This window comes from Sphingobacterium sp. HJSM2_6 (assembly GCF_049316305.1).
Lineage (GTDB): Bacteria > Bacteroidota > Bacteroidia > Sphingobacteriales > Sphingobacteriaceae > Sphingobacterium.
Genome location: NZ_JBMOXB010000016.1, coordinates 14,681 through 27,906 on the forward strand (window position 1 = coordinate 14,681; position 13,226 = coordinate 27,906).

Sequence of the window (13,226 nt, forward strand, 5' to 3'; positions counted from 1 at the left end):
TAGTCGTATGGGAAGAAAATAAATACCGCTGGAAAAGAGGATATTATAACAGGATCTAGAGATGTTGCTAATTGGTTGGATTAAGGAGATATAAAAGGTTACAAAATGTCACTCCAAGAATGCAAGAATGTAAATTATTATGGTCAAAAAGGTATAATTTATCAAGTTGCACAAGCAGGAAGTCTAACACATCTAGATATTTATTCAGGAGGAGGTAATACAGGATCTGATTTATGCTAATGATACAATTGTATTTTATCCTATTGATGATAATGGGTGTCTTGATTAATTATAAACCTTTCTGAACTGTTGTGCTTTATTATTCTAAAATTGTAATTATAGCCTTCTGAAGGATATTAAAGCGATAGATATAGATGTTTCGACTATGCTCAACATAACATTAGTAGCGGTTTTAGGTCATAATACCCAAGGGCAGTAGTGCCTGCCCAAAGGGATGCAAGCCATTAAGAAGAGATGGAAAAAAAATTATTTGCTGATATATAAACTAATTTATGCTATTGTGACAAATGAATTCATATCCAGGTTCTATAAAAAATCTACACTTTAGAAATTTCTACATAATTTTATGAGCTATCGATTCAACAAATTTTTTAACATTTCCTGTTTTTGAATTGTAATATGTTACTATTTTTTCTGAATTGGTTCAGTCACCTATCATAGAAAATGAACACATATAAAATCATAAATCTTATTAAATTCTTACATTTATTGACCATTTGGAATTCAATTATGAGACCTTCGTCACAAAAGCAGTATAATGATTGATTGTTTCAATAATTGGTATATTTGAAACCATGAAAATATTAATGGTATGTTTAGGCAATATCTGCCGTTCTCCCCTAGCCCATGGGATTTTAGCACATATAGTGAAACGTGAAGGGTTAGTTTGGGAAATTGATTCCGCAGGAACAGGTGATTGGCATGTAGGGCAGGCACCCGATCGCAGATCTATTGCAGTTGCCCAGCATCATGGTATTGATATTTCGAAGCAACGTGCACAACATTTTACTCCTATACTTTTCCAACGATATGATCGTATCCTGGTGATGGATCAGCAAAACTACAAGGATGTTTTATCATTGGCCAGCAATGAAGAAGATAAAAATAAGGTGGCTCTTTTTATACCCAACGATATGGTCCCTGACCCCTATTACGACAACAATTTATTTTTACCGGTTTTTCAACTCATCGAAAATCGTTGTAAAGAATTAATCAGCGAATTACAAGAACAATAAAAAGATAAAAACGCATGCAAGCAACAGATATAAATAAAAAATGGAAACAACTCCAAGAGGCTATTTCCAAGGCCTTTGACACCGATATTCCAGACATCAAAGTGATGTTGTTTTTAATTGGCGTACAAGAATTGGGTAAAGGTCCTATTTCGTATTCGAAAAGAGAAAAAGAAGAATTGATGCACATTGCTACCTGCAGGCTATTCAGTAGTTTGGGATTTTATGAATTGGAAGGATTAGACGAACAAGGCTGGCCACACTGGAATTTGGTAAAGCCAATTCCAAATTATACCTTAATGGAGCAAGAAATGGTAATGAAATCTTTGATTATCGATTATTTTGAAGAAGTAAATATGATTTAACATGAGAAAACTTTTATTAATTAGTATACTCCTACTGGGCATCACTTCCATATATGGGCAAACGCCAAATCATTATTATGTAATCATTGAAACGAAGGAAGGAAATTGTCGGTTAAAACTATATAATGAAACCAAAAAACATCGTGATAATTTTGTGAAATTGGTGAAAGAAGGCTATTTCGATTCCTTATTATTTCATCGCGTGATTCACAATTTCATGATTCAGGGAGGAGACCCGGACTCTCGATACGCCGGGAGTAGACAAAAATTAGGAGAAGGTGGACCTGAATATCGAATTCCTGCAGAAATACAGTCTGAAATCATTCATAAAAAAGGTGCTATTGGTGCCGCAAGAGATAATAATCCTGCGAAGGAATCCTCAGCTTCTCAATTTTATTTGGTTCAAGGTCGCGTCTTTAGTCAGGCTGCATTAGACTCGTTGGAACAATTTCGACTTAAAGGGGTAAAATTAAGCCCATACCAACGACAAACCTATTCCACCATTGGTGGCACCCCTCATTTGGATGGCAATTACACCGTTTTTGGCGAGTTACTACAAGGCTTAGCAATCGTTGATTCCATCGCGAAGGTAAAAACAGACGAACGAGACAGACCACTCACAGATGTACGCTTTTCCATGAAACTCCTGAACAGGAGAGAAGCCTTAAATTATGAACGTGAATTGAATGGACTTCCACCCAAGCAAGGCTTTTTAACCCGCTTATTTGATTCCTTTAAATCTAGAACATATAAACTCCCATAACTCATGAAAATAATAACCTATAATGTCAATGGAATTCGAGCAGCACTCAAAAAAGGTTGGTTGGATTGGTTTAAATCTGAAAGTCCGGATGTGATTTGTATCCAAGAAATAAAAGCCAGCCCAGACCAGGTACCGGAGATTGTGTTGCTGGAAGAATTGGGTTATGAGCATTATTGGTATCCTGCACAGAAAAAGGGATATAGCGGAACAGCCATTTTTACTAAAATAACGCCTAAACATGTGGAATACGGATGTGGACATGAAGATTACGATTTTGAAGGCAGAATCATACGTGCAGATTTTGACGATGTCTCCGTCATGAGCACCTATTTTCCATCAGGGACTACAGGAGATATTCGGCAGGACTTCAAATATAAATTTTTGGATGACTTTCAAATCTATAGCAATGACTTATTGAAAGAGAAACCCAACTTAGTGGTTTGTGGTGATTATAATATCTGTCACCGTGCTATAGATATCCATAATCCAAAATCCAATGCCAATAGCTCAGGATTCTTACCTGCTGAACGAGAATGGATGGAGAATTTCATCAACTCGGGATATATAGATTCATTTAGACATTTAAACCCAGATCCTCATCAGTATACCTGGTGGTCTTATCGCGCGGGCGCCCGTGGTAGAAACTTAGGTTGGCGTATCGATTATAACATGGTTTCTGAAGGATTGAGAGATCGTATACAGTCTTCTAGAATATTAAGTGAAGCAGTACATTCAGATCATTGTCCTGTAGAGCTTGTTTTATCCTAAACAAGCATTTAACTGTTTGAGATAGATTTTAACTAATCAAACAGTTAAATCTGTTGTTATCCACCTTTCAAATCCAAACGCAGGAATTTTCATCTTTACGGCAATTATGTTGCATGGATTACGATTAAATCCATCCATTTGCTGTATATTTATGGTTTTAATACTTAATCAACCAATTTGTTGATTCAATCACAAATGAAAAAGCCTATTCTAGTTATAAAATTTGGTTCAGCATCCATTACAACTGATGGAGAAATTGATGAACGTATCGTTTTAGAAATCGCCCGGCAATGTGCGCAATTACAAGCGAACTATAATATTGTTTTAGTCTCTTCCGGTGCAGTAGCAGCAGGGAAGAAATATATTCCAAAATATACAGGCACCTTAGCGCAACGAAAAGCCGCAGCAGCCATAGGAAATCCACTATTGGTGATGACTTATGCGTCCTATTTTAAGCCCTTTAAGATCGCATTGGCGCAAAGTCTATGTGAAAGGCATCATTTTGCCAATAGAGCCCAATTCCTTCAACTCAAAAGCACGTATGAAACACTATGGAAGAACAACATTATTCCTATAGCCAATGAAAACGATGTGGTGAGTAATAAAGAATTAAAATTTTCGGATAACGACGAACTAGCAACTTTAATAGCTGTGGGCTTTGGGGCAGAACAAATTTTGTTTAGCACTTCGGTTCCAGGTGTTCTGGATAGCAAAGGTGAGGTCATCAGAGAGCTTTCTGTGATTGACAAATCGGCATTAGCCCTAGCTAAGAAAGAAAAATCTGCCGTGGGATTAGGAGGAATGACCTCGAAATTAAATTTTGCCCGATTGGCGACACAAATGGGGATTAAAGCGGTTATCTTTTCCATGCAATCCGAGAACGGCATAATTAAAGCCGTATCCGGAGAAACAGGCACGATTTGTTTAGCACAGAAAAGCAAAGTTTCATCCAGAAACAAATGGTTAGCCAGTGGAAGTTTAATCACTGGATTGGTGCAAGTAGATCAGGGAGCTTTAAAAGCATTAAACAACAGAAAAAGCTTACTGGCAGTTGGTGTTAGTAAAATAATCCAGGACTTTGAAATTGGTGAAGTATTTCAGATTGCGGATGAAGACTATGTGATTCATGCGGTAGCAAAGTCCAAAATTGATTCCATCAGTCTAAGATCAAAAACCAAACAAAAAAATATTGAAATTGCTCACGCAGATGACATCGTTTTACTTTAAATTAAGATGAAAAAATCCATAATTGACCAATTAGAAGCCAGCAGAAAGGCGAAGCGAAGTATAAGCACATTAAGTATAGCTCAGAAAAAAAAGGTATTGTCCGATTTGGCAGAGCAGTTAATCCAACAAACTGAACATATCTTAGCGGAAAATAAGAAAGATTTAGCGCTAATGGATCCCAGTGATTCCAAATATGATCGACTAAAATTAACGAATGATCGAATTGCCAGTTTAGCGGAGAGCACCTTGGCAATTTCCAATCTTCCAGATCCTACAGGTCAAACCTTAAGCATTAACCAGCTTTCCAATGGATTGACCGTGGAAAAGAAAACTGTAGCCTTAGGGGTGGTTGCTGTAATTTATGAGGCTAGGCCTAATGTAACTATTGATGTTGCTGCCTTAGGTATTCAATCTGGTAATGTGTCCTTATTGCGAGGCGGATCGGATGCCTGGTATAGTAACTCCTGCTTAGTGAGCATCATTCAAAAGGTACTGGAAAACAATGATTTGGACCCGAATATTGTTCAATTGCTACCTACTGATCGGGAATTAGTACATGAATTATTGGAAGCAACCGCCTATGTAGATATCATTATCCCTCGTGGTTCTCAGTCTTTGATCGATTTTGTTCGAGAACATGCGAAAGTCCCTGTTATAGAAACAGGAGCAGGTGTATGCCACACCTATGTGGATAAATCTGCAGATATCCATATGGCTGCAAAAATTGTCGCAAACGCGAAAATATCCCGGCCCTCCGTATGCAATGCACTAGATACGATTCTATTGGAGAAATCTACTATAGCCAATTTTGTAAAAGAAGTAATCCCCTATTTTGAAGAGGCATCTGTACAGGTACTTGCTGATGACAAGAGTTACCCAGTATTTAAACAAGCAGGTTATCCTTACCTGCAAGAAGCTGAAGAAGCCGATTTTGGAAGAGAATTTTTAGATTTTATATGTTCCGTGAAAGTAGTAGATGATTTAAATCAGGCTTTAGATCATATCGCAAACTATTCTTCCAAACATTCTGAATGTATTGTATCTTCTGATTCAGAAAATATAGCGACCTTTATGCAAGCGGTAGATGCAGCAGCAGTTTATGCAAATGCTTCCACCCGATTTACCGATGGTGGGGAATTTGGATTAGGTGCGGAAATTGGTATTTCCACACAAAAACTACATGCTCGTGGACCCTTTGCTTTAGAAAAATTAGTTTGCGAGAAATGGTTCGTAACAGGCAATGGACAAATTAGGTAATTATGGGTATACGATACGAAAAAAGCAGTATTCTAAATTGGATTAATGAAATGGGCAAATTTTTACGCCTAATTGTTGATAAATGGGAAGGAAATATCGTTGATCTAACGGATCAACAAATTGATAGTGCCTATACTGATTTTTTTGGCTTGGCTAAAGAATCGTTCATGAACATGAAGGAGGCAGAAATTCTTCAATTCATAGATACCTTGGAATTGGAAAAAATACATCCATTAGGAAAACTTTTACTTTATGATGGATTAATCCAGGAACAAACAGAACTATTAAAATTATCCAAATTTATTTTGGAAGAAAATATGCGAAGAACGGGTAACTATTCTTTTGATGATTATGGCTATTTGGCAAAAATAGATCAAGTATTAGCTGCAAAATAATTCCATTCAAAAAAAAGATGCTCTTGTTTTAATAAACAAGAGCATCTTTTTTTTGAATAGCTTATCGTTATAGTGCTGCTCTAAAATTAACTGCACTAATTTTAACATCATTCATATTGTTTTCCCAATTGTATTCATACTCTGCAGCAATCATACCTTTGTATTTTTGACGCTTCAACTCTTCAATTACGTTTTTAAGACCTAGTTTACCTGTTCCCCAATGAACATCGTGTGCATTTTTCTTATTGAATTCATTCAAATCTTTAAAATGAATATGATAAATACGACCACTCAATTTTTTCAATGATTCAACTGGATCTAAACCTGAACGCATCCAGTGACCAACATCAGCCGTTGCACCTAAACGCTTACTTCTACCCTCCAAGGCTTTAAGTACCAAATCAGGATTCCAGTAGTAAGAAGGATCCGGGTGATTGTGAATAGCTACCTTAATATCGTATTGATCAGCTAATTTGGATATAATATCCAAATGCTCCACTTTTGGTTCGGTATTAAGAACCTTAATTCCTAATTCTTTTGCAAAAACAAAGACCTTCTCCCACTCTTCTTCACTGCCTGGTACAATTACTCCGTATGCTTGAATACTAATATTTTTGTCTTTTAAAAGTTGTTTAACAAAAGCTCTCCCTTCTGCAGAAAGGTTATGTGACAATTGCTCCTTGCTTCCAGCGCCGATAGCTTGACCAGGGAAAGCTTCCACATGTCTTAATCCAGCACTATCAATTTTATCTAAAGCTTGAGCAAACGTGAATAAACGGAATGTATAAGCTTGAGAGCCTAACATCCAGCCCAACTTCTCTTCTGGAAAAGCTGCTTTCTTTCCATTACCTGCTGTAGAGCTTGTGGTAGAACATGCACTCACAAAGATCATCGATACGGCAAGGCAGGCAATAAAAAGTTTTTTAAAATAATTCATATATGTTTTTGTTTAAGTTGATTCTATCCTTCAAATTTGGGTAATGCAAGTTGAATACGTTCAACCACTTCGTCTTTCCCTAAATGTGCAGCAATTTGGAACACATCAGGTCCAAATTTACCTCCTACGAGCATGATGCGGAAAGGCATCATTAATTCGCCAATTTTCATTCCTGATGCTGATATCTTAGCTTTAAACATAGGTTCTAATATTTCAGCATTCCATTCAGATTGGTTAGCAAAATCAAGTGCAATTTGCTCAAAAAAAGCTGTTTTCTCGGCATTCCATTTTGGTTTCACCGCATCAACATCATACTGATTAGGTTTTTGAAAAAAGAAAGATGCTTGTTCCCAAAAATCTTCGATGTAAATTAATCTTTCTTTTACTAATTCTAAAATGGAAATTACAAAATTATCATCAATTTTTACGTTTTCTGGCAAATGCTCTTCGATAACATGTTGAATTTTTGGCAATAATTCAACATTTGAGCTTAGTTTTATCCATTCTTGATTAAACCACTTCGATTTTTCGAAATCGAATTTTGCACCGGCTTTACTGATACGCTCCACGGAAAACTTATCGATAAGTTCTGCTAAGGTGAAAATTTCTTGTTCAGAACCATCATTCCAACCTAGCACTGCTAGCATATTAACAAATGCTTCTGGCAAAAATCCACGCTCGCGAAATCCTACAGTTTCGTCCCCAGTCTTCGGGTCTTTCCAATTCATAGCATAAACCGGAAATCCTAATCGGTCACCGTCTCTTTTACTCAGCTTACCATTTCCATCAGGTTTTAAAATCAAAGGTAAATGCGCCCATTGCGGCATCTCCTCTTTCCAACCTAAATATTCCCATAACAAGATATGTACAGGGGCAGATGGCAACCATTCTTCGCCACGGAAAACATGAGAAATCTCCATCGCTCTATCGTCCACGACAACGGCTAAATGGTAAGTAGGCATGCCATCGGCTTTTAACAAGACTTTATCATCTACCAGTTTGGTTTCAAAAGTTACGCGACCACGGATAAGATCTTCGAAAGATACCAATTCATCTTCAGGCATTTTGATACGTACAGTATATGGAGCCCCTGCTTGTAATAAGGCTGCAGTTTCCTCAGCGGAAAGACTAAGGGAATTTCTTAAGGTCTTTCTGTTTTCATGAGAATATCTAAAATTAGGATGGATTTGTCTTTGTTGATCGAGTTCTTCAGCAGTGTCGAAAGCATAGTAGGCATACCCTTTTGCTATTAATTGTTCGGCAAACTGACGATAGCTCGGTTTGCGTTCGCTTTGACGATACGGTCCGAATGAACCTTCTTTCCATGGGCTCTCATCTGGAGTGATTCCACACCAATCCAAACACTCCTTAATATATTCCTCCGCACCTGGAACAAATCTTGTTTGATCCGTGTCTTCAATACGTAGAATAAAATCACCGCCTTGATTTTTAGCAAATAAATAATTGAACAAGGCTGTTCTCACTCCCCCTAAATGTAGACCACCGGTAGGACTTGGCGCAAAGCGCACTCGTACATGTTTTTGTGAACTCATAACTGCAAAATTAAGCATTTAAAAATTTCTTTCTCCAAGCTATTATAAAATGATTAATTTGGAATCCAGTTTGTCATATATGAAGCAACATCCTTACCGTTACAACAAACAAAAATGGAAAGTCCTCTTGTTCTTATTTGCCGCATTAATTGCCGCGGCATCCTTACTCTATAGCAATTATTTAGTAAAAAACTTATCTAAATCTGAACGCAGCAAAGCGCAGGTTTGGGCGATGAGTACTCAAAGTATCGTGAGCATGCCCGATGTAGATGATCAATTTATCAGTTTTATTTATGCTGTTCGGGATAGTTTGAGCCTTCCAGCCATTATCACCAATGAAGAAAACCAAATCATATTTTGGCGTGATTTAGACTCTACAAAAACCAATATTCCACTAGTTGCGCAAGATAGTAGTAATCTGCTGGATCATGATCCAGGTTATTTTGAAAAGCAACTTGCTAAAATGAAGAAAAGCCACCCTCCTATTATCATAAACTTGGATACCGGAGAAAAATGGCATGTTTATTACCATGACTCAGAGGCCCTGCGCCAATTACGAATCTTCCCCTATTTACAGCTTTCGCTCATTGCAATCTTTTTAATCATCGCGTATACTGTTTTTAATTCTATCCGAGACTCGGAACAAAACTTGGTTTGGGTAGGCATGGCTAAGGAAGCCGCTCATCAATTGGGGACACCTATCTCCTCCTTAATGGGTTGGGTTGAATTAGCTAGAATCACCTATGAAAATAATGACCAACAATTGTTTGATGAGATGGAAAGGGATATCAAACGATTGGAAATTGTGGCGGATAGATTTTCGAAAATAGGATCGACACCTTCTCTTTCCAACTTGGTTGTTTTTGACGTCGTGCAAGAATATGTGAACTATTTTAAAATTAGAACAAGCAAACGCATCACCTTCGAATTAATCGGAGACCAGCATGTGGAAGCTATGCTAAACATTCAAGTTTTTGACTGGATTATCGAAAACCTCCTTAAAAATGCAGTTAATGCAATTGAAGGAGAGGGAAAAATAATAATTAACATTTCAGAAAATATTGCAAAAGAAGAAATTTTTATTGACATTAGTGATACTGGTAAAGGAATCCCAAGATCAAACTGGGAAATGATTTTTCAACCTGGCTTCACCACACGTCAACGGGGATGGGGTTTAGGGTTAAGTTTAACACAAAGAATGGTGTATTACCATCAAGGACAAATATTTGTTAAAGAATCTGAAATCGGAAAAGGAACTACCTTCAGAATTATTTTAAAAAGCAATCTACGTTATGAGCCAACTCAAATCTGACGAATACCCAGCAATCTTCAATGATTACATTGAAACGATTACTGGAGATGTCATGGAAGAATTAAATGATCAAGTCAGCAGTTTTCCAGAATTTATAGCTAGCATCCCAGAAGAGTTAGGGACGTTCAGTTATGCTGAAGGAAAATGGACCATTAAAGAAGTTTTGTGTCATATCTTGGATGCTGAACGAATCATGACTTACCGAGCATTGCGATTTGGAAGAAATGATATGACCGCTTTATCTCCATTTGAACAAGATGAATTTGTAGCTAATGGAAGGCATAATGATCGAAAATTAACGGATATCGCGCAGGAATTTTATCATTTGAGAAAGGCTAATCTGTATTTATTTGAATCTTTTGATGAAACAGAACTCGCCCGTAAAGGTATGGCTTCAGATAGGTTGATCAGTGTTCGTGCATTCTTGTATATTATAGCTGGTCACTTAAATCACCACGTGATTTTATTAAAGTCCAGGTATTTAAAAGATCAAAACTTAGGAAATGATTTGGTATAGATCATATACACTAGAAGAAATCAACGAATTATTTGCCGTCAATATGACCGGATATTTAGGTATTCGTGCGACTTCCATTTCCTCGGATTCCATGATTGCAGAGATGCCTGTTACTGATAAAGTCAAACAACCATTTGGACTTCTTCATGGTGGCGCTTCGGTTGTACTGGCCGAATCAATAGGTAGTGTAGCATCTAATATGCTGATTGATACTGATAAATTTGCTGCAGTAGGACTAGAAATTAATGCGAATCACATACGCCCAGTAACAAAGGGAACTGTTTATGCAACTTGTAAATTACTGCATCAAGGTAAAACAACCCATGTTTGGGATATTCAGATAAAAAATGAAAAAGATGCATTAATCTGTATTTCCAGGTTAACCATTGCCGTTATAAAAAAACCAACTGTATAAAAACAATCTAAAATAATTTTTGTTAAACATATTAATATTACCATTTTGGTTTTATGATACGGTTTAGGTTTTTTTGAGAGACGTCGCCCATTCGAGGTCTCTCATCTATTTTAAATATCATGTGCAAACGATTGTTATGATTTTTAAATTTTATTATTCCAAATTATTTTATTAGCCTTGTGAAATAGCTAATAAATTAATCCATAAATCGACTTTATGAATAATCAACAAAATCAATCTACCGTAGGTCCAATGATTATCATTGCCTCGTTATTTTTCATTTTTGGCTTTGTGACTTGGTTAAATTCGCTTCTGATTCCATATTTACGTATAGCATGTGAATTGACGGAAGTGCAATCTTATTTTGTCACATTTGCTTTCTATATTGCCTATTTTGTCATGGCACCAGTATCTACTTGGGTATTGAACAAATTTGGTTTTAAAAATGGAATGGCAGTAGCCCTTGGCATCATGGCTTTTGGTGCATTTCTATTTATTCCAGCAGCATATACAAGAACGTATGTTTTATTTTTAATCGGATTATTTACGATTGGAGGTGGATTAGCCATTCTTCAGACCGCATCCAATCCATACATTACCATTATAGGTCCAGTGGAGACCGCAGCGAAACGAATCAGTATCCTAGGGATATTCAATAAACTAGCTGGGGGTATTGCCACGTCTGTCTTTGGGGTTTTATTGAATGTTAAAGACGTTGATAAATTAGAAGCAGATATCAAAACATTATCTGCAGATCAATTAGAGCAAGCATTGGATAAAATGGCTTTGGAAGTTGTTAATCCATACATAGGTATTGTGGTAATCTTATTAATCTTAGCATTCTGGATTTCTAAAACAAACTTACCTGAGGTAAAAGGTGATGAAGAAGAAGATGCAGAACACCATACCTTAACAGAATCAAAACGCAGCATTTTTGATTTTCCGCATGTGATCTTGGGTTTTGTTGCTCTATTTGCTTATGTAGGTGTGGAAGTTTTGGCTGGTGACACAATTATCGCTTATGGAAAGTATTTAGGAATTCCATTTGCCGTAGCTAGTAATTTTACGTGGATAACCATGCTATCGATGGTATTAGGATATATAATCGGTATTATCGCCATCCCTAAATACTTAAAACAGGAAACAGCATTAAAACTATGTGCCATCTTAGGTATCATATTAACGTTCGGAATTGTCTTTACAGATGGTATGACTTCCTTGGTATTAGTAGGTTTATTGGGTTTTGCTAATTCACTAGTATGGCCAGCAATTTGGCCTTTAGCATTGAAAGGTGTAGGTAAGTTTACCAGTGCAGCATCCGGTATTTTAGTGATGGGTATTGCTGGTGGAGCAGTAATTCCATTACTTTACGGTCAGTTGGCACATGTGACTAATTCGCATCAAGCCTACTGGATCGCATTGCCTTGTTATTTATTCATTTTGTACTATGCTGTGTCTGGACATAAAGTTCGTAAACACTAATATTAAAATATTATGAAAATAAACGGAGTTAGCTGACTAACTCCGTTTGTTATTTAAAAGCAGTTCTGTATCTTCGGGAAACTCTAGTTAAATTGATCATGAAAAAAATATCACTTACTCTATTAATTCTTGTTGGTGTTTTATGTTGTACGGCTCAAGCACAACTTAAATTACCACCAGCAAGTACAACACAATTCATTATACAAGATTTAGGTGTTCATCAAGTGAGTATCATTTATCAACGTCCAAGTATTAAAGGAAGGGTAGTCTTTGGTGACTTAGTTCCTTTTAATCAAATTTGGCGTACAGGTGCTAATAATGCAACAAATATTACTTTCCAATCTGAAGTAATGATTGAAGGACAAAAACTTGCGGAAGGTACTTACGCATTATTTACTATTCCAAATAAAAACGAATGGACGATTATCTTCAATAAAAATGCGAAACAATGGGGTTCATATAAATATGATGAAAACGATGATGTACTACGAATCAAAGTTAAACCTGTTGCTATAAAAGACAAGATTGAAACATTCACCATTAGTTTTGATGATGTAAAAGACCAATCTACCAAAGTTTCTTTGGCTTGGGAAAACACGAAGGTTGCTTTTAATATCTCGGTTGATCAATCTAAAGAAATCATAGCAAATATTGAAGAAGCTATGAATGGTGAGAAAAAACCATATTTCCAAGCTGCTCAATATTATTTCAACAATAATTTAGATATTCAAAAAGCTGCATCATGGATTGTTGAAGCAGATAAAGGAAATACGCAGGCTGCTCATATCAAATATTGGAAATCTTTAATCTTAAAGAAATCTGGCGATCAAGCAGGCGCAATTAAAGCCGCTGAAGAAGGTATTGCTATGGCCAAAAAAGATAACAATACAGAATATGTTACTTTAAACACAAAGGCATTACAAGCCGCTAAAAAATAAGGTTGTTGTATACCCAAACAGAAGAAGGCGCCAAATGGCGCCTT

General features: G+C 36.5%; 15 protein-coding genes. 13 read left to right on the forward strand and 2 right to left on the reverse strand.

Features of this window, described 5'->3' with window-relative positions:
* The first annotated feature begins 105 nt into the window (after positions 1 to 105).
* The 8 genes from ACFRAE_RS13955 to ACFRAE_RS13990 all read left to right on the forward strand — a co-directional run bounded on the left by ACFRAE_RS13955 (position 106) and on the right by ACFRAE_RS13990 (position 6,028).
* A complete protein-coding gene (locus ACFRAE_RS13955; RefSeq protein WP_422797780.1) occupies positions 106 to 240 on the forward strand; it encodes a hypothetical protein in 135 nt (44 codons plus the stop codon).
* A gap of 575 nt (positions 241 to 815) precedes the next feature.
* Positions 816 to 1,256 (forward strand): low molecular weight protein-tyrosine-phosphatase, encoded by a 441-nt coding sequence (locus tag ACFRAE_RS13960; RefSeq protein ID WP_422797781.1) that lies wholly within the window; start codon positions 816 to 818, stop codon positions 1,254 to 1,256.
* Between the two features lie 14 nt (positions 1,257 to 1,270).
* Positions 1,271 to 1,618, forward strand: a complete 348-nt coding sequence (locus ACFRAE_RS13965; protein ID WP_422797782.1) for a hypothetical protein — start codon at positions 1,271 to 1,273, stop codon at positions 1,616 to 1,618.
* Between the two features lies 1 nt (position 1,619).
* Entirely contained in the window at positions 1,620 to 2,381 is a 762-nt protein-coding gene (locus ACFRAE_RS13970) for a peptidylprolyl isomerase (RefSeq protein ID WP_422797783.1), read from the forward strand.
* A gap of 3 nt (positions 2,382 to 2,384) precedes the next feature.
* Positions 2,385 to 3,149: an exodeoxyribonuclease III gene (locus ACFRAE_RS13975; protein WP_422797784.1), complete on the forward strand. Its 765-nt coding sequence runs from the start codon at positions 2,385 to 2,387 to the stop codon at positions 3,147 to 3,149.
* 195 nt (positions 3,150 to 3,344) lie between these two features.
* Positions 3,345 to 4,376: a glutamate 5-kinase gene (proB, locus tag ACFRAE_RS13980; RefSeq protein ID WP_422797785.1), complete on the forward strand. Its 1,032-nt coding sequence runs from the start codon at positions 3,345 to 3,347 to the stop codon at positions 4,374 to 4,376.
* 6 nt (positions 4,377 to 4,382) lie between these two features.
* On the forward strand, positions 4,383 to 5,633 hold the full coding sequence (locus ACFRAE_RS13985; RefSeq protein WP_422797786.1) for a glutamate-5-semialdehyde dehydrogenase: 1,251 nt from the start codon (positions 4,383 to 4,385) through the stop codon (positions 5,631 to 5,633).
* A gap of 2 nt (positions 5,634 to 5,635) precedes the next feature.
* Positions 5,636 to 6,028, forward strand: coding sequence for a hypothetical protein (locus ACFRAE_RS13990; RefSeq protein WP_422797787.1), 393 nt, complete (start codon positions 5,636 to 5,638; stop codon positions 6,026 to 6,028).
* 67 nt (positions 6,029 to 6,095) lie between these two features.
* Here ACFRAE_RS13990 and ACFRAE_RS13995 read toward each other — a convergent pair whose 3' ends face one another.
* Positions 6,096 to 6,965, reverse strand: coding sequence for a sugar phosphate isomerase/epimerase family protein (locus ACFRAE_RS13995; protein WP_422797788.1), 870 nt, complete (start codon positions 6,963 to 6,965; stop codon positions 6,096 to 6,098).
* A gap of 23 nt (positions 6,966 to 6,988) precedes the next feature.
* Positions 6,989 to 8,518 (reverse strand): glutamate--tRNA ligase, encoded by a 1,530-nt coding sequence (gene gltX / locus ACFRAE_RS14000; RefSeq protein WP_422797789.1) that lies wholly within the window; start codon positions 8,516 to 8,518, stop codon positions 6,989 to 6,991.
* 49 nt (positions 8,519 to 8,567) lie between these two features.
* Between gltX and ACFRAE_RS14005 the strand changes: the two genes are divergently transcribed.
* The 5 genes from ACFRAE_RS14005 (at position 8,568) to ACFRAE_RS14025 (ending at position 13,182) form a co-directional block, all read left to right on the forward strand.
* Complete coding sequence (locus ACFRAE_RS14005) at positions 8,568 to 9,830, forward strand: sensor histidine kinase (RefSeq protein WP_422797790.1); 1,263 nt, start codon at positions 8,568 to 8,570, stop codon at positions 9,828 to 9,830.
* Entirely contained in the window at positions 9,811 to 10,347 is a 537-nt protein-coding gene (locus tag ACFRAE_RS14010; RefSeq protein ID WP_422797791.1) for a DinB family protein, read from the forward strand. The genes ACFRAE_RS14005 and ACFRAE_RS14010 overlap by 20 nt, the downstream gene beginning before the upstream one ends.
* Positions 10,334 to 10,762 carry a hotdog fold thioesterase gene (locus ACFRAE_RS14015; protein ID WP_422797792.1) on the forward strand — a complete coding sequence of 143 codons (429 nt, stop codon included), beginning with the start codon at positions 10,334 to 10,336 and terminating at the stop codon, positions 10,760 to 10,762. Before ACFRAE_RS14010 ends, ACFRAE_RS14015 begins: the two co-directional genes overlap by 14 nt.
* A gap of 216 nt (positions 10,763 to 10,978) precedes the next feature.
* Positions 10,979 to 12,244, forward strand: coding sequence for a sugar MFS transporter (locus ACFRAE_RS14020; RefSeq protein WP_422797793.1), 1,266 nt, complete (start codon positions 10,979 to 10,981; stop codon positions 12,242 to 12,244).
* A 98-nt stretch (positions 12,245 to 12,342) separates the two neighbouring features.
* Positions 12,343 to 13,182, forward strand: a complete 840-nt coding sequence (locus ACFRAE_RS14025) for a DUF2911 domain-containing protein (protein WP_422797794.1) — start codon at positions 12,343 to 12,345, stop codon at positions 13,180 to 13,182.
* Positions 13,183 to 13,226 lie beyond the last annotated feature (44 nt).